The organism is Roseomonas indoligenes (assembly GCF_017813365.1).
In the GTDB taxonomy this organism is placed as follows: domain Bacteria; phylum Pseudomonadota; class Alphaproteobacteria; order Acetobacterales; family Acetobacteraceae; genus Roseomonas; species Roseomonas indoligenes.
Window position 1 is genome coordinate 162,710 of sequence record NZ_JAGIZA010000008.1, and the last position, 22,383, is coordinate 185,092.

Here is a 22,383-nt window from a genome sequence, read left to right on the forward strand (position 1 = left end):
GGCGGGTATTAACGTCTCGGTCATGCGGCTTCCGCAGGTACGACACAGTCCAGCCGGGCCTGACCGGGCCCGCGGCGGTCTTCAGGCCAGGTCGTTCTGCTCGTCGGCCTTGGTGGCGAGAAGCGCGCGGTAGGTCTCGGCCAGCCCGACCGTGTCCTCCACGGTGGCGGTGAAGACGGTCTCCTCCTCCGCGCCCTCGGCCCGCACCACGAGCTGGAAGTCGTAATGGCCGGCCTCGTCGGAGGGGGCGAGGGTGGCGGTCAGGGCGCCCGGCCCGCCATCCACCAGCACCGCGAAGTGCCCGCGCACGGTTTGCGGGCTGGAGGTGTCGTCGATCTCGAGGTCCAGCACGTCCTTGGGCTCCGTCGTCACCAGGACGGTGCTGCCGAGCTGCGTCTCGGCGGCGGAACTGACGATGGCCTGGGCCATGCTGTTGAAGATCTGCAGGGGATCGTTGGTCATCGACCGGCAACACCTCGTCCTGGCTCAATGGCTCGCGCGCCGGGCATAGGCGCATGGCCGGCAGCGGCGGTCCATGGTCCCTGCCGGCAGCGGGCCTGGCCTACCGCGTCAGCGGCTCCAGCCCCGTCCTCGTCAGTGCCGGGGCCGCCTCGGCGGAGGCGAGATAGCGGATCAGGGCGCGCGCCGCCTCCGGCTCCCGCGCGTTCGCCGCGATGCCCGCGCAGAAGATCGTGGGCTGCTGCACGGCCTCCGGGATGGTGCCGAGATAGTCGATGCCCTCGATCGGCAGCAGCTCGCTCACCTGCTGGAAGCCGATCTCGGCCTCGCCGCGGGCCACGACCGTGCCCACGCGCTCGCTGTAGATGCGGCGGCTCTTCGCCATCAGCTCGTCCTGCAGGCCAAGCTTCCGGTACATCTCCGTCTCGATATAGACGCCGCTCGCGCTCGCGGAATAGGCGATGGACTTCGCGGCCAGCAGGGTCTGCCGGAAGGCTTCCAGGCTGGAGATGTCGGGCTTCGGCGCGCCCTTCCGCACGGCCATGCCGATGAGGGAGCGGGCGATGTCCACCCGGCTGCCGGGCTGGGCCTGGCCCTTGGCGATCAGCGCCTCCAGCCCGTCCGCGGCCAGCAGCACCACGTCCGCCGGCTCCCCGCGCGCCAGGCGCTGGGGGATGGCGTCCGGCGCGGCACCCATCGAGGCGCCCTGGTGGGTGGTGAGCTTGTGGCCGGTGCTGCTCTCGAAGCCCGGGATCAGGCTACGATAGGCGGCGGTGAGGCCGCCGGAGGTCAGCACCACCACCTCCGCCGCCGCCGCGCGGCGGGGGAGGAAGGGCAGGGTGGCGGCGCCCAGGAGCAGGGCGCGGCGCGAGGCGTGGATCATGGCGGGGTCCTCCTGGTTTGGCGGGGAGGCTAGAGCAGATCCCGCCCGGGCGGCACCGCCCGAACGCGTGAGGCCGCCCGCCGTGAGGGGCCTTTACAGCAGCGCCCGCAGCAGCACGGGCGCCAGAAGGGCGCTGACAAGCGCGTTCAGCGCCATGGCGATCCCCGCAAAGGTGCCGGCCACCGGGTTCACCGTGAAGGCGCGGGCCGTGCCCAGACCGTGGGCCGCCAGCCCCGCCGCGAAGCCGCGGGCGCGCATGTCCTTCATCCCCATGGCGTTCATCACGGGGGTGACGAGCACTGCCCCGATGGCGCCGGTGATGAGGACGAGCACGGCCGCCAGGGCCGCATCCCCGCCCAGCCCCTCCGCGATGCCCATGGCGATGCCCGTGGTCACCGATTTCGGCGCGAGCGAGGCGAGGACCGAGCCGGAGACGCCGAGGGCGCGGGCGATCAGCAGGGCGGAGAGCATGGCCGTGAAGGAGCCGGCCAGCAGCGCCGCCAGCATCGGCAGGAGGGAGCGGAGCACCGTGTGCCGGTTGCGGTAGAGCGGCACGGCGAGCGCGACGGTGGCCGGGCCGATGAGGAAATGGACGAACTGCGCGCCCTCGAAATAGGTCCGGTAGGGCGTGCCGGTCGCGTAGAGGACCGCCGCCGTGATCACCACCGCGATCAGCATGGGATTCGCCACGGGGTGCCGCCGCAGCAGGGCCGAGACCCGGTCCGCCGCCAGGTAGGAGAGCAGCGTGACCGTGAGCCAGAGGAGCGGCGTGCGGGAGAGATAGACCCAGAGGGAGAAATCGGGATCGCTCATGCCTCGGTCTCCCCCGCCGCGTGGCGTTTGGTCAGGCGGGCCACCGCCACGAAGACGAGGGCGGTGACCACCAGGCCGAGCAGGGTGGAAACCACCAGCGACGCCGCGAGGGCGAACCAGTGCGCCGCCAGCACGTCCATCCGGTTCACGACCCCCACCCCGGCCGGGACGAAGAGAAGGGTGAGGTTCATCAGCAGCCCGTCCGCCGGGCCGGTGACGAAGCGGGTGTCGACCGGGTCCGCCAGCAGGTCGTTTCCGAGCAGGAGGAGCAGGAGGAGGACCATGCCCACCACGGGGCCGGGCAGGGGCCAGCCGGTGCCGTGCACCAGCGCCTCGCCCAGAAGTTGGCAGAGGAGGATGAGGGCCGCGCCTGGGATCATGGGCCGGGGTTTAGCGAGGATCGTGCCGGGGCGGCCCCGCGATCCCGGCACATCCCCCATGCCCGCTCGCGGAGGCCCCGCGCGGAGATGATGGCGCCCCGGCTTTCCCCCGGGGGCGGCCCTCCCTAACCTCCCGCCGATTCGAAGGGGGCCTTCATGGCGGATGGGATCGAGGCGGCCTGGGACCGGGTTGCGGAACTGGCGCGCACTCCTGGGGCGGGCGCCATCCGGCCGCTGATGGGTGATGCCGGCCGCGCCGACCGCCTCATCCGCCGCGCCGGCGACGTGCGGGCGGACCTGACCAAGACCTCCCTCTCCGCCGAGGTTCTGGACGCGCTGCTGGACCTGGCCCGGGCGCGCGGCGTGCTGGCGTCGCGGGACGCCATGGCGCGCGGCGAGGCGATCAACACGACGGAAGGCCGCGCCGTGCTGCACATGGCGCTCCGCGGGCCGCGCGGGGCCTTCAAGGCGGGAAGCGAGGACGCCTCGGCCGAGGTGCATGACACGCTGGACGCCATGCGCGCCTTCTGCGCCCGGGTGCACGGGGCCCAGTCGAATGGGGAAATACGCTTCACCGATGTGGTGAACATCGGCATCGGCGGCTCCGACCTTGGCCCGCAGATGGCGGCGCGCGCCCTTTGGCGCGCGGGGATGCCGATGCGCGCCCACTACCTCTCCAACGTGGACGGCCATGCCTGGGAGGCGATGCGCCACGGGCTGGACCCCGCGCGCACCCTGGTCCTGGTGGCGAGCAAGACCTTCACCACGGCCGAGACCATGGCGAACGCCCATCTGGTGCGGGACTGGCTGCGGGCGGGGCTCGGCGAGGCGGAAGCGGGGTCGCATCTCGTCGCCCTCTCGACCAACCTGAAGGCGACCGCCGCCTTCGGCGTGCCGGAAGCGCAGGTCTTCGGGTTCAAGGACTGGGTGGGCGGCCGCTTCTCCATGTGGTCGGCCATCGGGCTCTCCGTCGCGCTGGCCTGCGGGTGGGACGTGTTCCAGGCGCTGCTGGACGGCGCGCGGACCATGGACGAGCACTTCCTCTCGGCCCCGGAGGCCGAGAACCTGCCGCTGCTGATGGCGCTGGCCGAGGTGTGGCACGTGGACATGCTCGGCTATCCCACCCGCGCCGTGCTGCCCTATGACGAGCGCTTGGCCCGCTTCCCCGCCCATCTCCAGCAGGTGGAGATGGAGAGCCTGGGCAAGCGCGTGACCCTCGGCGGGCTGCCCGTGGCGCGCCCGACCGGGCCCGTGGTGTTCGGCGAGCCCGGCACCAACGCGCAGCACTCCTTCATGCAGTTGCTGCACCAGGGCACCACGCCCGTGCCCGCCGACATCGTGCTGGTCGCGAATCCCGACCACGGCTTCGAGGAGAACCACCGCCAGCTCCTGGCGAACGGCCTCGCCCAGGCCGAGGCGCTGCTGCGCGGGCGGGACGCGACCGAGGTGCGGGAGGAGATGGAGGCCAAGGGGATGGACGCGGCGGCGGTCGAGGCGCTGCTGCCCCACCGTCTCTTCCCCGGCGACCGCCCCAGCACCACGCTGCTGATCCCGCACCTGGACGCGGCCACGCTGGGCCAGCTTGTCGCATTGTATGAGCACAAGGTGTTCTGCCTCGGCGCGCTATGGAACGTGAACGCCTTCGACCAGTGGGGGGTGGAGTTGGGCAAGCAACTGGCGGGCGTGCTGGTGCCGGAACTGGCGCCGGGGGCGCAGGCGGGGGCGCATGACCCCTCCACCACGGCGCTGATCGCGGAGATCCACCGGCTGCGCGGGGGCTGATCCCGGCGCTATTCTGTCCTGGGCTGCCGGGGAACCCGGGGGCTGAACCCCCTGGCCTCCGGTCAGCGCAGTGAAGCCCGGCCTGGGGAAGGCTGATGGCAGGGGGAAGGCAAATTCCTCTGGCCCTAAAGGATCAACGAAGCGCCCGGCCCGGCTGGATTGACGCGGAACCACGGCCGGCTGAACGTGCCCTACTCGCAACGAAGGCAGGGCGGCATGGACGACAATCCCATCCTGCCGCTCGCGATCGGAATGATCGCCTTCGTCTTCGTGCTCTCGACCGGGCTGGTGATCTGGCTCGTCGCGCAGCTGCGCCGGACATCGGACAAGCCGCTGTCGCAGGACGCGGCCGGGGTCATCGCAGTGCCGGTGCGGCGCCTCCAGCGCACGCTCGGCTTCTTCGGGCGATACGGCAACGGCATCGGCGCCCGGCTGGCCGTCGCGCCGGACGGGCTGCGGTTCAAGGTGTTCAAGCCCGACCACTGGCCGTTCCCCGATATCACCGAGGTGAACGCCCCGAGGATGCTGTTCGCCACCCGGATCACCATCCGCCACCGCGGCGGGGCGCGCCTCCTCATCGACCTGGCGGGCCGGGCGCGGGCACGGGACCTGCTCCGGGTTCTGCCGACATCCGTGCCGCTGACCCGGCGGGCGGCCGCGCTGCGCGACGACGAGGGGTGAGCCCCGGGCATCGGCCCGGCAAACCCCCAGCGGTTGACGCCTGGCTGCCGGGCGTGTTCTCGGACGCCTCCCCGTGCCGCCGCGCCGATCCCAAGCCCTGAGTACCCATGATCCGCCTCGATTCCATCAGCAAGCAGAGCGGCCAGCAGCTTCTCTTCATCGACGCCTCCGCCGCGCTCCAGCGCGGCGAGAAGATCGGCCTCGTCGGCCCCAATGGCGCGGGCAAGACCACCCTGTTCCGCATGATCACCGGGCAGGAGCAGCCGGATGAGGGCCAGGTGCTGGTGGACCGCGGCGTCAGCATCGGCCTGTTCAGCCAGGACGTGGGCGAGATGTCCGGCCGCAGCCCGGTGGCGGAGGTGATGGACGGCGCCGGCGATGTCAGCACGGTCGCGGCCGAGCTGGCGGCGCTGGAGGCCGCGATGGCGGACCCGGAGACCGAGGACCTGGACGCCGTCATCGAGCGCTTCGGCGAGGTGCAGGGGCGCTTCGAGGAGCTGGGCGGCTACGCGCTGGAGGGGCGGGCGCAGGAGGTGCTGGCGGGCCTGGGCTTCAGCGGGGAGATGATGGCGGGCGATGTCGGCAAGCTCTCCGGCGGCTGGAAGATGCGCGTGGCGCTGGCGCGCATCCTGCTGATGCGCCCCGACGTGATGCTGCTGGACGAGCCGAGCAACCACCTGGACCTGGAGAGCCTGATCTGGCTGGAGGGGTTCCTGAAGGGGTACGACGGCGCGCTGCTGATGACCTCGCACGACCGCGAGTTCATGAACCGCGTCATCAACAAGGTGGTGGAGATCGATGGCGGCGGCCTGAACTCCTACAGCGGCGACTACGCCTTCTACGAGGCGCAGCGCGCGATGAACGAGCGCCAGCAGCAGGCGCAGTTCGAGCGCCAGCAGGCGATGCTGGCGAAGGAGATCAAGTTCATCGAGCGCTTCAAGGCGCGCGCCTCCCACGCCGCGCAGGTGCAGAGCCGCGTGAAGAAGCTGGACAAGATCGAGCGCGTGGAGCCGCCCAAGCGCCGGCAGACCGTGGTGTTCGAGTTCGGCCAGGCGCCGCGCTCGGGCGACGACGTGGCGAGCCTGCGCGGCGTGCACAAGCGCTACGGCAGCAAGGTGATCTACGAGGGGCTGGACTTCCTGGTGCGCCGCAAGGAGCGCTGCTGCGTGCTGGGCACCAACGGCGCCGGCAAGTCCACGCTGCTGAAGCTGGTGGCGGGCTCCACCGTGCCGGATCAGGGCACGGTCTCGCTCGGCGGCAGCGTGAAGATGGGCTACTTCGCCCAGCACGCCATGGAGCTGCTGGACGGCGAGCGCACCGTGTTTCAGTCGCTGGAGGACGCCTTCCCGCAGGCGGCGCAGGGATCGCTGCGAACGCTGGCCGGCTGCTTCGGCTTTTCCGGCGACGAGGTGGAGAAGCGGTGCCGCGTGCTCTCGGGCGGGGAGAAGGCGCGGCTGGTGATGGCGCGCATGCTCTACGATCCGCCGAACTTCCTGGTGCTGGACGAGCCGACGAACCACCTGGACATGGCGACGAAGGAGATGCTGATCGCCGCCCTCTCGGACTACGAGGGCACGATGCTCTTCGTCTCGCACGACCGGCACTTTCTGGCCGCGCTGTCCAACCGCGTGCTGGAACTGACGCCGGAGGGCATCCACCAGTACGACGGCGGCTACACCGAGTACGTGGCGCATACCGGGCAGGAGGCGCCCGGCCTGCACGCCTGAGCCCTGCCCTTGGCGCTCACGGAGGGCGGGTCCAGACTTCCAGGGGTGCCAAGGTGGTGCCGCGGTGGGGGGGCAGGTGATGGCGGGTTTCGGACGTCGGGCATTCGGGCTGGCGACGCTGGCCGCACCGGCCCTGCTGCGGGGCCGGCCCGCCGCGGCGCAGGACGGGCCGGTGGCGCGCCCGCCGGCCGGCGCGCTGCGCGGGGCCGCCCTGGACGGGGTGCTGGCCTTCAAGGGCATTCCCTATGCCGCGCCGCCGACGGGGCCGCTGCGCTACCGCTCGCCCCAGCGCCTGCCAACCTGGGCGGAGGAGCGGGACGCGACGCGGGCCGGCGCCGCTTCCATCCAGACCATCCCGCCCTGGGCGACCTGGCTCTACGACCGGCCGGCCCTCATGGGGGAGGACTGCCTCACCCTCAACATCTGGACGCCCGGGCTGGACGGGCGCCGCCCCGTCATGGTGTGGATCCATGGCGGCGCCTGGCGCACGGGGGAGGGCGCGGCGGCCGGCAATGACGGAACGGCGCTCGCCCGGCTCGGCGACGTGGTGGTGGTGACCGTGAACTACCGCCTGGGCGCGCTGGGCTTCCTCGCCCATCCCGACCTGAAGGACCCGGAGACGGGCGCGGCCGCGAACTGGGGCGTGCAGGACCAGGTGGCGGCGCTGCGCTGGGTGCGCGCCAATATCGAGGCCTTCGGCGGCGATCCGGAGAACGTCACCCTCTTCGGCCAGTCCGCCGGCGGCACCAGCGTGGCGAACATCGCGCCGAACCCGGCCAATCGTGGCCTCGTGCACAAGATGATCATCGAGAGCGGCGCCTTCCTCGGCCCGCCCGACCTGCCCGACGTTGCCGGCGCGGCCGGCTACGCCGAGGCGCTGGCCGCGAGGCTGGAGACGACGGTGGCCGGCCTGCGCGACGTGCCGGCCGAGCGGCTCCACACGACGGAGCTGGCTCTGGCGCGCGAGTGGGGCGCGCAGAATGGCGGGCGCGTGCCGGTCCTGCCGATCGCGGACGGCGTGGTGATCCCCGCCGTGCCCCGCGGCGCCCGGCTTCCGGCGATGCCCCTGCTGATCGGCACGACGCGCGACGAGGCGGTGTTCTGGTACGACCTGCTGGACCCGGAGGGGCGCCGCATCCCCGGCCTGCCCTCCCCGACGGACGAGGCATCGCTGCTGCGGATGGCCGGCGCGCTGAAGGAGGGCAGCCGCCCGCGCGCCACGGCCCCGGCGGAGGCGGTGGTGGAGGCCTATCGCCGCGCCGCCGTCGCGCGGGGCGGGGCGGCGGACCTGAATACCCTGTGGATGGCGATCTACACCGACCTCCGCTTCCGGCTGGACGCGCTGGAGACGGCGCGGCGCCACGCCGCGTCGGGCCAGCCCACCTTCCTCTACGAGTTCGTCCATCCCCTGGCGGGGAAGGCGCGGGGCGTGCCGCACTGCGCGGAAATCCCCTTCGTCTTCGGCAGCCACACCGATCCCTACTTCGCCGCGAAATGCGGCACCGGACCCGCCGAGGCGGCGCTGGCCCGCGCGATGATGCAGGGCTGGTCGGCCTTCGCGCGGACGGGCGTGCCGTCCTCCGAGGAAGGCGGCGCCTGGCAGCCGGTCTCCTCCGGCGGCGAGGGCGTGAACCTGCTCGGCGGGGAGGGCGGGCCGCGCCGGGTGGTGCCGGTGGTGCGGGCGGAGGAGCTGGAGGTCTGGAACCTCTGAGACGGGGCGGCCACGAGGCCGCCCCGTCCCGCCCTCAGAACCGGAACTGCATCCCGCCATAGACGCTGCGTCCGAAGCCCGGCTCGAAGACGGCCGAGGCGGGCGAGGCGACGGGGGCAATGGCGGCGCTGGAAATATAGCGCTTGTCCGTCAGGTTCCGGCCCTCCACGAAGACGGAGAGCCCGTTGCGGAACGCCCAGTCGCCGCGCAGCCCGAGCAGGGCGTAGGAATTACCCTGCAGCGTGTTGGCGTTGTCCGCGAACAACCCGCGCGGCACCCATTCCAGGTTCGGCGCGATGCTGGCGCCGGCGGGGTGGCGGTAGCGCAACTCCGCCCGCAGCAGGTGGCGCGGCACGCCCGGCAGCTCGTTGCTGCCGTAGCGCGCGTCGCCGTCGAAGCGGAAGTCGTTCAGCGTGTAGGCGCCGCGCAGCGTCAGGCTGTCGCCCTCGGCCAGGGTGTTGCGCCGCGCGACCCAGCTTCCCGCCGCCTCGATGCCCTGGTGGATCGTGCGGTCCGCGTTCAGCGCGAAGCTGGCGCCGGTGCCGTTGGGGTCGAAGAGCTGGATCTCGTCCCGGATCCAGGAGCGATAAGCCGCCAGCTCCCAGCCGAGGTCGCCGGAGCGGCCGCGCGTGCCGATCTCCAGCGTGCGCGCCCGCTGCGCGCGGAGCGAGGCGAAGCCCGTGCTCGCCAGCGGTGTGAGGTCGCTGATCGTGGGCGGCTCGGTGGCCCAGGTGAGGTTGGCGAAGGCCTGCCATTCCGGCGTCACCTCCCACACCGCGCCGAGCCGGGGATTGGCGTAGCGGTAGGTGGTGGAGCCGGAGGAATCGCCGTCCGAGAGGAACTTGTCCCGGCTGGCGCGATAAGCCTCGCCGAGCTGGATGCCGGCGACGACGCCGAGGGTCGGCAGGACGTAGAGCGTGTCCTGCAGGATCACCGTGTTCGTGCGCGCCCGGTCGGTGGAGGCATAGGTGAGGCGCCCGGCATGACCGGCGTTGTTGACGTAACGCCGGCTGTCATAGGTGCCGAGGCCGAAGGTGCCGCCGATCACGCCGACATTCCTCATCCCGGCCGCCGTGCCCTCCAGCGTCAGCCGCGCGAAGCCGTTCACGTCATCCGTGCGCTGGTCCAGGTACTGGAAGATCGGGTGGTCCAGCTCCCGGTGGACGAAGGAGACCCCCGTCTCCAGCGCCACCCCGGGCGCGATGCGCCAGGTGGTGCGGTTGCCCACCCGGTTGCTCTCGATGTTGCGCTGGTAGTCCAGGGACAGGTTCGCGGCCGCGGCCCGGCGCGGGTCCGACAGCGCCAGGGCACGGGTCAGGGTGCCGGGGATGCGCTGCTCGATGTTGTTGTAGCCGTAGTAGAAGCGGGTCTCGACATCCTCCTTGATGCGCCAGCCGATATTGCCGTTGAAGCGCCGGCTATTACCGTTGGAGTGGTCGCGGAACCCCTCCTGGCTCAGCGCGGAGAAGCTGGCCCAGGCGTCGAAGGCCCCGGCCGCCACGCCATAGGCGGCCTGCCCGCGCAGGAAGCCGTAGCTCCCGGCCTCCCCGCGCAGAAGGGCGCCGGGGGCGCTGCGGCCGGTGGGGGTGACGGCGTTCAGCACCCCGCCGAGCGTCGCGGCGCCGAGGCCGAAGGCGTTGCCGCCGCGATAGACCTCCATGTGGTCGAGGGTGAGGGGGTCCAGCTCCTGGAAGTCCCCGGCGCCGTCGGCCTGGTTCAGCGGGATGCCGTCCTGCGTCAGCTGCACGCCGCGCAGGTGGTTGTTCCGCGCCAGGCCGGAGCCGCGGATGGAGAGGCGCGTATCCTCCCCCCATTTCGGCTGGGCGAAGACGCCGGGCTCGAACTCCAGCACGTCGCGGAGCGTGGTGACGCCGGCGCGGAGGCGGATCTCCTCCGCCGGCACGACGGAGACGTTGCCGGGAAGCTGGCGCAGCGCCGCCTCGGCTTCCAGGGTGTCGCGGGTGGTCAGCGCGCCCGCGGCGCCGCTGACGGTGACTTCCGGGATGGGGACGGGCGATTGTTGGGCAAGCGCAGGGGACAGCGGCAGCGCGGCCGCGAGCAGCGCGGCGCCGAGCGGGCCGGCATGGGGGCGGAACATGGAAGGGATATCCTGACGGCATGACGGGGCCGCGCCGGAAGGGGCGCGGCGGCGATGGCATGGCGGTCAGGCGGCTGGTGGCGCTCGGGGCTGCTGCGGCGGCGCGCGGGCGGGAAGCGGCGGCAGCCCGGCCCGGGAGGGTTCCGGCGGCGGGGCGGGGTGGGAGAGGCGTAGCGCCAGCACGGCCGGTTCCGGCGCCGCCAGTGCCGCCGGGGCCGCGTGCAGGTCGCAGCAGGAGAGGTCCGGCGCCGTGGGGACGGGCCGCCCCTCCTCGTCCAGCAGGACGGTCCGCGTGCCCTCATGCGTGCAGAGCTCGACCCGCACGGCGCCCGCCAGGGCACCCAGGGCACGGGCATGCGGCAGCACCGCCCCCACCCATTGCAGGAGCAGCAGCAGCGCGACGAACCGCGCGAATCCTGCCCAGGGGCGGCGCATGGGCATCCCGTTAACAGGGCCTGCGCCGCTTGGGGAGGAGAGGCGCTTACCATTCCTTCATCGGAGAGGGGGATGATCGTCCCCCGTGGCTTGTGCCGGGACCGCGGAAACCCCATCCCCTCCGGCGTGAGCTTTCCCGTCATCCGCCGCCTGCCCCCCACCACCGCGGACCGCATCGCCGCCGGCGAGGTGGTGGAGCGCCCGGCCGCCGCGGTGAAGGAACTGGTGGAGAACGCGCTGGACGCCGGCGCCCGCCGCGTGGCCGTGACGCTGGAGGGCGGCGGGCTCGACCGCCTGCTGGTGGAGGATGACGGCCGCGGCATGGGGCCGGACGACCTGGCCCTCTGCATCGAGCGCCATGCCACCTCCAAGCTGCCGGACGAGGAGACGCTGTTCCGCATCGCCACCCTGGGCTTCCGGGGGGAGGCGCTGCCCTCCATCGGCGCCGTCTCCCGCCTGACGATCACCTCCCGCACGAGAGAGGGCGATGCCCACGCCATCCATGTGGAGGCCGGGCGGGTGAGCGAGGTGACGCCGGCCGCCGCGCCCCCGGGCACGCGGGTGGAGGTGCGGGACCTGTTCTTCGCTACCCCGGCCCGCCGCAAGTTCATGAAGACCCCGGGCACCGAGGCCTCCCACGCCGTGGAGGCCGTGCGCCGCCTGGCCCTCGCCTGGCCGGAGGTGGGGTTCCGCGTGACGGTGGAGGGCCGCACGGCGCTGGACCTGCCCCCCGCCGACCGCGCCGGCCGCGCCGCCGCCCTGCTGGGGCCGGATTTCGCCGCTGCCAGCGTGGCGGTGCAGGGCCAGTGGCCGGACCTCGTGCTGGAGGGGCTGGCGGCCCTGCCCACGCATCACCGCGCCACCTCGGCCGAGCAGCACCTCGTGGTGAACCGCCGCCCGGTGAAGGACCCGCTGCTGCGCGCGGCGCTGCGCGTGGCCTATCGCGACGTTCTGGCCTCCGGCCGCCATCCCGTCGCCGCCCTGTTCCTGGAGATCCCGCCGGACCGGGTGGACGTGAACGTCCACCCCATGAAGACGGAGCTGCGCTTCCGCGACGCCAGCGGGGTGCGCGGCGCCCTCATCGCCTCGCTCCGCCGGGCGCTCGGTACCGGGGCCGGGGTGGGGATGGCGCGGGGCGGCTGGGATGCCGGCCCGGCGCCGGGTGCGGGCCTCGACCCCGCCTGGCCCAGCCTCGCCGGGCAGGCCGCGGAGGAGATGCCCGCCCCCGCGACCTCCTGGCCGTCGGACACCATGCCCGCCGCCCCGCGCGGTTTCGCCGAGACGGGCTTCGCCTTCACCGCCCCGCCGCCTTCCCGTCCCGTGCAGCCGCGCTTCGCCCTGCCGCCCGGGGCCTTCACCGTGCCGGCCGAGGCACCGGCCCTGCCGGAAGGAACGGAGGAGGGGCCTCTGGGCCGCCCCCTGGCCCAGATCCTCGATACCTATGTCCTGGCGGAGGCGCCGGACGGCGCGCTGGTGCTTGTGGACCAGCACGCGGCCCATGAGCGGCTGACGCATGAGCGCCTCTCCGCCCAGCTCCTGGGTGGGGGCGTGCGGTCCCAGCCCCTGTTGCTGCCGGCGGTGGTGGACATGCCCGCCGGCGAGGCCGCGCGGCTGGCGGAGCGGGCGGAGGACCTTGCGCGTCTGGGGCTGGAAATCGAGGCCTTCGGGCCGGGCGCCATCCTCGTCCGCGCGCTGCCCGCCCTGCTCGGCACGCCGGAGCCGGGGCCGATCCTGGCCGACATCGCCGCCGAACTGGCGGAATGGGAGGAGAGCACGGCGCTGGAGCGCCGGCTGGACGCCGCCGTGGCCCGGCTGGCCTGCCACGGCAGCGTGCGCGCGGGCCGGCGGCTCAACGCGGCGGAGATGGCAGCCCTGTTGCGGGAGATGGAGGCGACGCCGCGCGCCGCGACCTGCTCCCACGGCCGCCCTACCTTCCTGCGGTTGGGGCCGGGGGATCTGGCGCGGATGTTCGGGCGGACGTGACCTAGAGCGGGTCCACCGCGATCGTCGTCCGCCCGCCATGCGTCAGCAGCGGCTCCACACCGTGCCGCACATCCGGCTCCCGGAAGCCGCCCGTCCAGACCCAGCGGAGCGAGCGGCGCAGATGCTCCGCCCCGTCCCGCTCGAACCAGCGGCCATGGGCGAAGACCACCCGCTCCGGCCTCCAGGCCAGCAGGCGCGCCGCGGCCTCGGCCAGCTCGGCATGGCGCCACTTCACCACGGCGCGCAGGTAGGGCGGCGGCATGCCGTCCGGCGCCGTCATGCCGAAAAGCCGGGCGACCGGGCGCAGCAGGGCCGGCAGCTTCGACGGCTCCAGGTTCATCACCAGGTCCGTCATCATCAGCGTGCGGCTGGGGCGGTGGAACATCGCCATCTCGTGGAAGCCGATCGCGCCGGGGATGCCCACCAACTCGATGGCGCCGCCCCAGGACTCCGGCGCGGTCTCGCTCAGGTCGTAGTCCAGCCGCACGCCGCTGCGGCGCACCTGCCCGCGCTCCCGCAGGCCGGGGGCTGCCCAGCTCGCCGCCTCCGGGCAGGCCTGCTTCCAGTCCTTCAGGAACATCCAGTGCGCGATATTCGGCGCGACGAGGTGGCGGATCGGCCCGATCCGATCCAGCGCCGCCTTCAGCGCCAGGGAAAAGGGGGTGGGGGAGTGCAGCAGCAACCCGCCATCGGGCAGGCGGATCACCGTCATCCGAACCCCCAGCGGGCCGCCGGGCAGCACGCTGTCCACGATCCAGACATCCCCCGCCACGGGCTTGGGGGTGTCCAGTGGCGGGTAGCCGACCTGCCGCGCGTGCTCCTCCTCGTCCCGGCCCAGCAGCCGCCCGACCGGGCCGGAGCCCTGGCCCGGGCCGCGCTTGGGCTCGGCGCTGCTGAGGGCGACCACGGCAAGTTCCGCCAGCCCCATCCCGACCAGCAGGTTGCGGGAGGGGGCGTGCCGCAGGGCCAGCCCCTGGCCAACCAGGGCCAGCCCGCCCAGCGCATCGAGCGCGAGGTGCTGGCGCATGGAGAGCGCGGGCTTCACCCCGCCCTCGTAATCCGTCAGCAGGGCGTAGCCGGTATGGAAGGCGCTGGCCGTGCCGAGCGCGCGGCGTGCGGCCGGGTGCAGGCTCCGGCTCGCGGAGAGACCCCCCAGGAGGGCGGCCACGCCGTAGTCGATGAGCCCGTGAACTCGGGTGGGGATCATGCTCGGGCATCCGTGTCGGGGTGCCATGGAAACGGAATGGGGCCAGGATGGATGCGCCCGCGCCGGAGAGAACCGCCATGACAGACCCCATCGCGGATCGCGCGGCCTGCCCGGGATCTGCGAGGGTGCCGGAGGGTGGCTTCGCAGCCCTGATGCCGGAGCTGTCCGTCACGGAAATCGCGGAAAGCCTGCGCTTCTGGTGCGGGCTGCTCGGGTTCCGTGTCGCCTATGACTGCCCGGCGGCGCGCTTCGCCTTTCTCGCCCGCGGCGCCGTGCAGGTGATGCTCTGCGAGCGGAACGGCCGCTGGGACACGGGTGGGATGCAGCGTCCCTTTGGCCGCGGCATCAACCTCCAGATCATGGTGGAGCGGCTGGCCTCGATCCTGGAGGGGCTGGAGGCATTAGGCTGGCCACTCTTCGAGGCACCGCGCGAGGCCTGGTACCGCACGGGCGACCGGATGAGTGGGCAGCGCGAATTCCTAGTGCAGGACCCGGACAGCTACCTGCTCCGCTTCGCCGAGCGCCTGGATGACGCGGCGTGACGGGTGGGGAGGGTTCCGCCCCTCTCCTCGTCCGCACTTCGCGCCCAGCGTCCCAAGTGCAAACGGCCCAGGGGCATGACGGGCGTGCCTGTCAGTCCTTTTGACGCGGCAGGGCCCGGGCGACGAAAGCCGAAATAGTAACAATACGTTAAGATGTGGCCCGTGGCTTGCTCCCCGGTAGGCGCATCTCAGCGAAGTGGGAGTCCGTAGGATGAAGTGTTGGCTAGCGACGATCGGTGCCGCCATCCTGTCGGCCGGGGTGGGTGCGGTCCCGGCAAGGGCGGACCGGATCGTCAGCTTCGTGCAGACCGGCGGATCGCAGAATCCCGGGGGCTCGCAAGGTACGTTCCAGGGCGTCTACGGTTCGGGCTATATCGTCCTGACCGACAGGGCCTATGCGGACGGGGTGGACCTGCTCGTGCGGGACGGCATTTCAGGGCCATCGCCCATCCGGATCGACGGCGTGGTGGACATCCGGTTCACCACCAGCTTCGGCGGCGTCACCCTGGCCGCTTCGCTCTACGAATTCCTCAACCCGCCGCCCTACAGCGCCGTCTCGCCCCGCTACGAGCTGCGGCTCACCAGCGCACCCGGCGAGCTGCCGACCGGTGTCGTTGCCTACAACAACACGGAGACGGATTTCCGCTTCATCCTCGGCAACCCGCTCGGCTCCGCAACCACTGCTTCCGATGCCGGGGGCGGGTGCTTCTACGGCTGCAGCATCACGGGCTTCAGCACCGTGAGCGTGCCGGAGCCCGCCAGCCTCGCCCTGTTCTCGGCCGGGCTGGTCGGACTTGGCTGGGCCAGGCGGCGCGGTGCGGCCGCGCGCAGGCCTGCCCCGGGCCTTCTACCCCGGCGGGGATAACCCGCCGGTCTTCCCGGACGCTGCCGGGCCGCGAAAGCGATCCCACAGGCGCCCGCCGCTGCCCCGGGCGGGGCGGGCGGAGGGCGCCACGCGGGGGGAGGGGTCAGCCCTCCTCCTCGTCGTCCGCGCCGCGCAGGTCGCAGGCGATGACATAGGCGGGGGAGCCGTCCTCGGCCTCCATCTCCTCGATGAGGTCGATGCCGTAGATGTCGATCTCGCCCTCCTCGCTCTCGTCGCCGCCGAGCATGATGCCGAGCGCGATGGGGCGGGAGGCGTCGAGCTTCTGCAACTCGGCGATCAGGGCGCCGACCGTCATGGTCTCGGTGGCCTGGGTATCGTCGGACATGGAATGCGCTCCTGAGGGCCGCTGCGATGTGGCAGGCCCGGGCGGGCCCGGCAAGGGTGCCGGGGCGCCCGGCGGGCGATTCACGCCACGGTAACCGCTCCGGTGGGCCGCAGGGCTATTCCCGCTTCGTCCAGCCGTTCGGCCCCTGCTGCCAGTAGGTCAGGGCATGGCCGGCGGCGCGCGCCCGGCGCCAGCGGTCCCGCGCCGCCTCCAGCGCGGCGGTGTCGTTGCCGTCGAACAGGTCGAAGACGCGGTCATAGGCCTCGGGGCGCGCCGTCTCCGCGCCGTCGGCCAGGAAGAGGTGGCGGGCGCCGTTGGGGGCATCGTCCTCGGTCGTCAGCCAGATCGGCTGCAGGTCGGGGTCGCCCGCGGCGGGGGTGCCGTGGGGCAGCCAGTCCGGGTCCGGGCAGGTCCAGAGGGCGCTGTCCAGCGCCGCCAATCGCTCCGGCCCGCCCACCCGCACCACGGCGCGGCCGCCCGTGGCCAGCACGCGGCCGAGCAACTTCGGCAGCGCCAGCTCCAGCGCCGTGCGGGTCAGGTGGTAGAAGCCGATCTCCGTCATGGCTCGAACCGGTCCTCCACCAGCCGGTCCAGCAGGCGCACGCCGTAGCCGCTGGGGCCGGGGGGAAGCGGGTAGGGGCCGGCCTCACGCCCTTCCTCCCGCAGGTCCATGCCCGCGATGTCCAGATGCGCCCAGGGGATGGCGGGCGCGCCCTCCGGCGCCGCGAAGTCGCGCAGGAAGGCGGCGGCGTGGCAGGCATCCGGCAGGAACTTCCCGGCCCAGCCCGGCCCGCCCCCGCCCGGGGGAAGGCAGTGGCGGAGATCGGCGATCTCGCTCGCCAGGACCTCGCGGTGCCCCGCGCCGATGGGCATGGGCCAGAGCGGCTCGCCCACCGCCTCGCCGGCCGCCATCACCGCGTCGCGCAGCGCGTCGTCGTTGCCGAACAGCCCGGCGCGGTGGTGGCCGAGGGCGGAGACGATGCTGCCCGTCAGCGTGGCGAGGTCGAGGATGGCGGAGGGACCCAGGCCGCGCGCGTGGTGCAGGGCGTCGGCCAGGACCAGCCGGCCTTCCGCGTCGGTGTCCACCACCTCCACCGTCAGGCCCGATCCCATGCGGAGCACGTCGCCGGGCCGGTAGGAATCGGCGCCCGTCATGTTCTCCGCGATCGCGAGCACCGCCACGGCGGGGGCGGGGCTGTCGCGCAGGGCCAGCGCCAGGATCGCGCCCGCACAGGCGGCGGCGCCGGCCATGTCGGCCTTCATCGCCTCCATCCCCGCCGCGCCCTTGATGGAGACGCCGCCCGTGTCGAAGGTGATGCCCTTGCCGACGAAGGCGACGGGCGGCGCGCCGGAATGCCCGGGCCAGCGCAGCTCCACCAGCCGCGGCGGATGGGCGGAGCCGCGCCCGACCGCGAGCAGGCCGCCATAGCCGTGACGCTCCAGCCAGTGGCGGCCATGCACCACCACCTCGATGCCGTGTTCTTCCAGCTCCCACAGGCGCTCGACGAACAACGGGGGCGTGAGGCGGTTGGCGGGCTCCGCCGCCAGGTCGCGCGCCAGGCCGGCGCCGCGCAGCACGGCCCGCGCGCGGGCGATGCCCGGCTCGTTCGCCGCCACGTCCTCCACCAGCAGTTCCAGGCGGCGCAGGGCAGGGGGTGGGGTGGCACCGTAATGGGGCAGGCGGTGGGCGCGGATCCCCGCGCCGATCGCGAGGGCGGCGACATCCGCCGGCGGCAGGCCGCGCGCGTCGATCACGCCGCGCCGGCCACCCGGTGCCTCCTCCCCCGCCAGGGAGGCGGCGGTCAGGGCCCCGGCGGCCTCCATGCCCATGGGGCCGGGCCTCACGCCGACCAGCCAGGTGGTACGGCCGCCCAGCGCGCCGTCCAGGCGCAGGGCCTCGCCCCGGGTGGAATCGAAGTGGGCGGGATTGAAGCCTGCGGCCGCAGCGGCGGCGGCGAAGCGGTCCGGCACCGCCGCGCCGGGCCGGACGGGCACGGCAAGGGGCGCACCCCCCTCCGCATGTCCCTCCGGCAGTTCGGCGAGGCGCAGTTTCAGCACGCGCGGTCCAGGCCGGGGATCGCGCCTAGCGGCGCGGGCGCCGCGTGGCCGGACGGCGCGGGGCCCGCGGCACCGGGGCGGCGGCCTCCGCCGGGCGGGTCACGGCGTCGGGCGTGGGCACCAGCGGCTCGGAGGCGGGCGTGCCCTCCGACAGGGTGGCGGGGGAGGCGCTGTCGGCGCCGGTCACCAACGCCGCCGGCTCCTCCGCCGGCTCCGGCGCGGGCTGGGCGGCCACGGCACGGCCCTCATGGTGGTCGGCCACCATCCGGTCCAGCAGGCGCACGCCCCAGGCGGTGGCGCCCTTGGGTACGGTGGCGCTGTCCTTGCCGCTCCAGGCCACGCCGGCGATGTCCAGGTGCGCCCAGGGGCAGCCATCGACGAAGCGCTGGATGAACTGCGCGGCCGTGATGGAGCCGCCCGCGCGGCCGCCGCCCACGTTCTTCATGTCGGCGATGTCGGAGCGGATCTGGCGGTCATAGGCGTCGCCCAGCGGCATGCGCCAGGCCAGCTCCCCCACCGCCTTGCCCGCATCCTGGATGCGCTGCGCCAGGCCGTCGTCGTTGGAGAAGAGGCCGGCATGCTCATTGCCGAGCGCCACGATGATCGCGCCCGTCAGGGTCGCGAGGTTCACCATGAAGGCGGGGTCGAAGCGCTTCTTGCAGTAGGACAGCACGTCCGCGAGGACGAGGCGGCCCTCCGCATCCGTGTTGATCACCTCGATCGTCTGGCCGGAATAGGAGGTGACGACGTCGCCTGGGCGGGTGGCGGTGCCCGAGGGCATGTTCTCCACCAGCCCGACGAGGCCGACGACATCGACCTTCGCCTTGCGGCCGGCGAGGGCTGCCATGAGGCCGGAGACGACCCCGGCGCCGGCCATGTCCCACTTCATGTCCTCCATCCCGCCCGCGGGCTTGATGGAGATGCCGCCCGTGTCGAAGGTCACGCCCTTGCCGATGAAGGCGATGGGCTTGCTGTCCTTCTTCTTCTGGTCCGAGCCGTTCCAGCGCATCACCACCATGCGCGGCGGCTGGGCGGAGCCCTGGGAGACACAGAGCATGGAGCCGAAGCCGAGCTTCTCCAGGTCCTTCTGCCCGAAGACCTCCACCTCCACCCCAAGCTTCTCCAGCTTGCGGAGGCGGTCGGCGAATTCCGGCGGGTTCAGGATATTGGCGGGCTCGCTCACCAGTTCCCGCGTCAGGAACACGCCCTCCGCCACGGCGCGGCGGGAGGCCCATTCGGCCTTGGCGGCGGCGGGGTCCTCGCACAGCACCTTCACCCCGGTCAGGCGCGGCTTGTCCTCCGGCTTCTCCGTGGTGCGGTAGCGGTCGAAGCGCCAGGCGCGCAGCACGGCGCCGAGGGCGATGTCGGCCGGCATCGCGGCCCCGCCGCCGTTGGAAAGGGCGCGCGCGTCGATGGCCGCGAGGCTTTCCTTGCCCAGGGCCGCCACGGCCGCGCCGCCCGCCGCCTCGGCCGCGGTGGCGTCCAGCGCATCCCGCTTGCCCAGCCCGACGAGGACGAGGCGCGAGAGGCCGCCGCCCGGGGCGTAGAGGGTCGCGCTCTGCCCCTTGCGGCCCTTGAACTCCGCGGCGGAGATCCCGCGCGCGACATGCCCGCCCAGCAGCCGGTCCCACTCGGCCACGAGGCTGCCGCCCAGGTCGTCCTCGGTCAGCGGCAGCACCAGGGCGCCGCTCTCGGGCAGGGTGGGCTTGGCGAAGGCGATATCGAGCATGGGGAATTCCGGGAGAGGTTGGATCAGAGATAGCATCCGGGGCGCGAAGTGCCATGGCGGTGCGCGCGACCGCACCGAGTCGGATGGGTTTCCATGTCCCGCGCCGCCCGCCTGCTCGAACTCCTCCAGGCGCTGCGCCGCCGGCGGCGGCCGGTCTCCGCGGCGGCCCTGGCGGAGGAGACGGGCGTCTCCGCCCGCAGCATCTACCGCGACATCGCCACCCTCCGGGCTCAGGGCGCGCGGATCGAGGGGGAGGCGGGAATCGGCTACGTGCTGCGCCCCGGCTTCTTCCTGCCGCCCCTCTCCTTCACGGAGGACGAGGTGGACGCGCTGATCCTCGGCCTGCGCCTCGTCGCGCGGCGCGGGGACGAGACGCTGAAGGCGGCAGCGGCGGAGGCGCTGGCGAAGATCGAGGCCGTGCTGCCGCCCGGGGCCGCGGAGGATGCCGCCGCCAACGGAATGATGGCGGGCCCGGCGCGGGAGGCGCCGCACCTGGCGGTGCTCCGCCGAGCCATCGCGGAGGAGCAGCGCCTGCGGCTGGACTACACGGACAAGAAGGCGGCGCGGACCCGGCGCGTGGTCTGGCCCGTGGCGATCGGCTTTTTCGAGACGGCGGAGGTGCTGGTGGCCTGGTGCGAGACCCGGCAGGGCTTCCGCCACTTCCGGCTGGACCGGATCGCCGAGGCCGCCCCGGAGGGCGGGCGCTATCCCCGCCGCCGCCGCGTGCTGCTGGCGGCGTGGCGAGTGGAACAGGAGATGGAAGGCTCCTGACAGGAACTGTCGCGCGGCGGCGCGATAGGGGGCGGGCAATCCGGAGACCCCGCCCCATGCTCGACCTCGGCCTCACCATCCTCCTCGTGGACAGCCCCGAGGCGAGCGCCGCCTTCTACGCCGCGCTGCTGGGGCGGGAGCCCGTGGAGGCCTCCCCCACCTTCGCCCTCTTCGTCACGCCGGGCGGGCGGATCGCGCTCTGGTCGCGGCACACGGTGGAACCGGTCCCCGGCGCGGCAGCGGGCGGGGCGGAACTTGCCTTCATGGTCGAGGACGTGGACGCCACCCATGCCGCCTGGGCGGCGCGGGGGATACGGATCCTGATGCCGCCGAAGGACCTGGATTTCGGACGCAGCGCCCTGGCGCTGGACCCGGACGGGCATCGGCTGCGCGCCTATCGCCTGTCCGGGAAATGATCCCTCAGCGCGCGCGCCAGTCCGGCCGGTTGCCGGCCGGCGCGCGCAGCCACAGCCAGACGTCGCGTTTGAGCTTGGCGAACCACAGGCGGCCCACGGTGAGCGTGGGCCTCGGGGCGTTGCGGCGGGCGCCTTGGATATGGGACGGCATCGTTGCGGGCCTGGGTGTCGGGGTGCTCTCAATATCGTGAGTTGCTGACGATTCGCTGACGGCCTCTCGGCGGTGGGGCTGGAGGCGGCGCGCGGCGCGCCCCAGGCTGCTGGGATGCGAATCGCCGCCATCGCCGACACCCACGGGAACTGCCTCGCGCTCGAGGCCGTGCTGGACGACATCCGCGCCGAGGCGCCGGACCTGGTGGTGAATCTCGGCGACCTTGTCTCCGGCCCCTTCGACCCGGCGGGCGCCGCCGAGGCGCAGATGACGTTGGGCTGCCCGACGGTGGCGGGGAACCACGAGCGGCAGGTGCTGGAAGGGGGCGGGCTATCCGACACCTTCGCGCGCGGCTGCCTCTCTCGGGCTCACCGGGACTGGATCCTGGGGCTGCCGAAGACGCTCTCGCTGCTAGATGGGGCTGTCTTTGCCTGTCATGGCAGCCCGGCCGGGGGCGACCTGGACTACCTGCTGGAGGATGTCTCCTCCGGCCGCACGGTGCTGGCGGCGGCGGAGGCCATCGCGCCGAAGCTGGCGGGGATCGGGGATGCGGGGCTGGTGCTCTGCGGGCATACCCATACGGCGCGGGCGGTCCGGGTGGGCGGCGTGCTGGTGGTGAACCCCGGCAGCGTCGGCTACCCCGCCTATCGCGACGCGGAGCCGGTGCCGCACGCGATGGAGGCGGGCAGCCCGCACGCGCGCTACGCCCTGTTGACGCGCGGCGCGGCCGGCTGGGCGGTGGATCTGCGCGTGGTTCCCTATGACTGGGAGGGGGCGGCGCGGCAGGCCGAGGCGAACGGGCGGCCGGATGCGGCCCATGCCGTGCGGACGGGGCGGGTGCTGCCGCGACTGAGAACGTAGCGGGCCGGACCGGCTTCGCGGTCAGGCGGCCAGGACCGTCACGTCCTTACCCTCCTCGCGCCTCATGGCCTGCGGGAAGCCGTCCACCTCGCGCTGGATGGCCGTGGCGGCGCCCGAGACGGCCTCGGCGGCAGCGGAGACGGTGCCGCTGCCCTTCCCGGCGCGGTCCGTGAGGCCGGCCACCTCGCGCATGGCAGCCGTCGCCTCCTCGGTCGCGCGGGAGACGTCCTGAACGCTCGCCGCGATCTCGCGCGTGGCGGCGCCCTCCACCACGGCGCGCAGGCCTTCCGCCCGGTGCTGCTCCAGCTCGACGGAGCGGGCACGGATCTCGCAGGCGGCGATGCCGACGAGGCCGAGCACCGCCATCAGCGTGCAGAGGTGGAGCCTGGCCGCGATTGGCCAGTCAGAGAGGGATCTGATCACGGGGAAAGACGCCGATTCCAGGTGGGAGGGATCGGCCGGAAGCTATTCCGCCTTCGCGAACC

At 73.2% G+C, this 22,383-nt stretch carries 22 protein-coding genes; 10 read left to right on the forward strand and 12 right to left on the reverse strand.

The window, feature by feature from the left end:
* Window positions 1-81 precede the first annotated feature (81 nt).
* The 4 genes from J5Y10_RS14805 to J5Y10_RS14820 form a co-directional block, all read right to left on the reverse strand.
* Window positions 82-462: a hypothetical protein gene (locus J5Y10_RS14805; protein ID WP_209374793.1), complete on the reverse strand. Its 381-nt coding sequence runs from the start codon at window positions 460-462 to the stop codon at window positions 82-84.
* Window positions 463-562: 100 nt separating this feature from the next.
* Window positions 563-1,342 (reverse strand): substrate-binding domain-containing protein, encoded by a 780-nt coding sequence (locus J5Y10_RS14810; protein WP_209374794.1) that lies wholly within the window; start codon window positions 1,340-1,342, stop codon window positions 563-565.
* Between the two features lie 93 nt (window positions 1,343-1,435).
* Complete coding sequence (locus J5Y10_RS14815) at window positions 1,436-2,155, reverse strand: LrgB family protein (protein WP_209374795.1); 720 nt, start codon at window positions 2,153-2,155, stop codon at window positions 1,436-1,438.
* The gene (locus tag J5Y10_RS14820) at window positions 2,152-2,535 is read right to left on the reverse strand and encodes a CidA/LrgA family protein (protein WP_209374796.1); all 384 of its coding nucleotides are present in this window, start codon (window positions 2,533-2,535) and stop codon (window positions 2,152-2,154) included. Before J5Y10_RS14820 ends, J5Y10_RS14815 begins: the two co-directional genes overlap by 4 nt.
* Before the next feature lie 156 nt (window positions 2,536-2,691).
* Between J5Y10_RS14820 and pgi the strand changes: the two genes are divergently transcribed.
* The 4 genes from pgi (at window position 2,692) to J5Y10_RS14840 (ending at window position 8,436) form a co-directional block, all read left to right on the forward strand.
* Complete coding sequence (gene pgi, locus J5Y10_RS14825; protein ID WP_209374797.1) at window positions 2,692-4,317, forward strand: glucose-6-phosphate isomerase; 1,626 nt, start codon at window positions 2,692-2,694, stop codon at window positions 4,315-4,317.
* 216 nt (window positions 4,318-4,533) lie between these two features.
* Window positions 4,534-4,998 carry a hypothetical protein gene (locus J5Y10_RS14830; protein ID WP_209374798.1) on the forward strand — a complete coding sequence of 155 codons (465 nt, stop codon included), beginning with the start codon at window positions 4,534-4,536 and terminating at the stop codon, window positions 4,996-4,998.
* A gap of 107 nt (window positions 4,999-5,105) precedes the next feature.
* Window positions 5,106-6,725 (forward strand): ABC-F family ATP-binding cassette domain-containing protein, encoded by a 1,620-nt coding sequence (locus J5Y10_RS14835; RefSeq protein ID WP_209374799.1) that lies wholly within the window; start codon window positions 5,106-5,108, stop codon window positions 6,723-6,725.
* 79 nt (window positions 6,726-6,804) lie between these two features.
* Window positions 6,805-8,436 carry a carboxylesterase/lipase family protein gene (locus J5Y10_RS14840; RefSeq protein WP_209374800.1) on the forward strand — a complete coding sequence of 544 codons (1,632 nt, stop codon included), beginning with the start codon at window positions 6,805-6,807 and terminating at the stop codon, window positions 8,434-8,436.
* 34 nt (window positions 8,437-8,470) lie between these two features.
* On the opposite strand, the gene J5Y10_RS14845 is transcribed toward J5Y10_RS14840, so the two are convergent.
* Together J5Y10_RS14845 and J5Y10_RS14850 are read right to left on the reverse strand one after the other, a co-directional pair.
* On the reverse strand, window positions 8,471-10,534 hold the full coding sequence (locus J5Y10_RS14845; RefSeq protein WP_209374801.1) for a TonB-dependent receptor family protein: 2,064 nt from the start codon (window positions 10,532-10,534) through the stop codon (window positions 8,471-8,473).
* Window positions 10,535-10,600: 66 nt separating this feature from the next.
* The gene (locus tag J5Y10_RS14850) at window positions 10,601-10,975 is read right to left on the reverse strand and encodes a DUF2946 family protein (protein ID WP_209374802.1); all 375 of its coding nucleotides are present in this window, start codon (window positions 10,973-10,975) and stop codon (window positions 10,601-10,603) included.
* Window positions 10,976-11,041: 66 nt separating this feature from the next.
* Between J5Y10_RS14850 and mutL the strand changes: the two genes are divergently transcribed.
* On the forward strand, window positions 11,042-12,952 hold the full coding sequence (mutL, locus tag J5Y10_RS14855; protein WP_209374803.1) for a DNA mismatch repair endonuclease MutL: 1,911 nt from the start codon (window positions 11,042-11,044) through the stop codon (window positions 12,950-12,952).
* 1 nt (window position 12,953) lies between these two features.
* On the opposite strand, the gene J5Y10_RS14860 is transcribed toward mutL, so the two are convergent.
* Window positions 12,954-14,159: a DUF4336 domain-containing protein gene (locus J5Y10_RS14860; RefSeq protein ID WP_209374804.1), complete on the reverse strand. Its 1,206-nt coding sequence runs from the start codon at window positions 14,157-14,159 to the stop codon at window positions 12,954-12,956.
* Window positions 14,160-14,236: 77 nt separating this feature from the next.
* Here J5Y10_RS14860 and J5Y10_RS14865 point away from each other — a divergent pair, with 77 nt between their 5' ends.
* The gene (locus tag J5Y10_RS14865) at window positions 14,237-14,701 is read left to right on the forward strand and encodes a bleomycin resistance protein (RefSeq protein ID WP_245214725.1); all 465 of its coding nucleotides are present in this window, start codon (window positions 14,237-14,239) and stop codon (window positions 14,699-14,701) included.
* Window positions 14,702-14,912: 211 nt separating this feature from the next.
* Window positions 14,913-15,566, forward strand: coding sequence for a PEP-CTERM sorting domain-containing protein (locus J5Y10_RS14870; RefSeq protein WP_209374805.1), 654 nt, complete (start codon window positions 14,913-14,915; stop codon window positions 15,564-15,566).
* 103 nt (window positions 15,567-15,669) lie between these two features.
* Here the strand turns inward: J5Y10_RS14870 and J5Y10_RS14875 are convergent, their stop codons facing one another.
* The 4 genes from J5Y10_RS14875 to J5Y10_RS14890 all read right to left on the reverse strand — a co-directional run bounded on the left by J5Y10_RS14875 (window position 15,670) and on the right by J5Y10_RS14890 (window position 19,699).
* Window positions 15,670-15,912, reverse strand: a complete 243-nt coding sequence (locus J5Y10_RS14875) for a hypothetical protein (RefSeq protein ID WP_209374806.1) — start codon at window positions 15,910-15,912, stop codon at window positions 15,670-15,672.
* Window positions 15,913-16,027: 115 nt separating this feature from the next.
* Window positions 16,028-16,474: a DNA polymerase III subunit chi gene (locus tag J5Y10_RS14880; protein ID WP_209374807.1), complete on the reverse strand. Its 447-nt coding sequence runs from the start codon at window positions 16,472-16,474 to the stop codon at window positions 16,028-16,030.
* Window positions 16,471-17,970 (reverse strand): leucyl aminopeptidase family protein, encoded by a 1,500-nt coding sequence (locus J5Y10_RS14885; RefSeq protein ID WP_209374808.1) that lies wholly within the window; start codon window positions 17,968-17,970, stop codon window positions 16,471-16,473. Before J5Y10_RS14885 ends, J5Y10_RS14880 begins: the two co-directional genes overlap by 4 nt.
* 25 nt (window positions 17,971-17,995) lie before the next feature.
* Window positions 17,996-19,699, reverse strand: a complete 1,704-nt coding sequence (locus J5Y10_RS14890) for a leucyl aminopeptidase (protein WP_209374809.1) — start codon at window positions 19,697-19,699, stop codon at window positions 17,996-17,998.
* A 93-nt stretch (window positions 19,700-19,792) separates the two neighbouring features.
* On the opposite strand from J5Y10_RS14890, the gene J5Y10_RS14895 reads away from it, so the two are divergent.
* The 3 genes from J5Y10_RS14895 (at window position 19,793) to J5Y10_RS14905 (ending at window position 21,898) form a co-directional block, all read left to right on the forward strand.
* Entirely contained in the window at window positions 19,793-20,470 is a 678-nt protein-coding gene (locus tag J5Y10_RS14895; protein WP_209374810.1) for a helix-turn-helix transcriptional regulator, read from the forward strand.
* Window positions 20,471-20,526: 56 nt separating this feature from the next.
* Complete coding sequence (locus J5Y10_RS14900) at window positions 20,527-20,886, forward strand: VOC family protein (RefSeq protein ID WP_209374811.1); 360 nt, start codon at window positions 20,527-20,529, stop codon at window positions 20,884-20,886.
* A gap of 265 nt (window positions 20,887-21,151) precedes the next feature.
* Window positions 21,152-21,898: a metallophosphoesterase family protein gene (locus J5Y10_RS14905; protein ID WP_209374812.1), complete on the forward strand. Its 747-nt coding sequence runs from the start codon at window positions 21,152-21,154 to the stop codon at window positions 21,896-21,898.
* Window positions 21,899-21,919: 21 nt separating this feature from the next.
* Here the strand turns inward: J5Y10_RS14905 and J5Y10_RS14910 are convergent, their stop codons facing one another.
* Window positions 21,920-22,321, reverse strand: a complete 402-nt coding sequence (locus tag J5Y10_RS14910; RefSeq protein WP_209374813.1) for a hypothetical protein — start codon at window positions 22,319-22,321, stop codon at window positions 21,920-21,922.
* Window positions 22,322-22,383 lie beyond the last annotated feature (62 nt).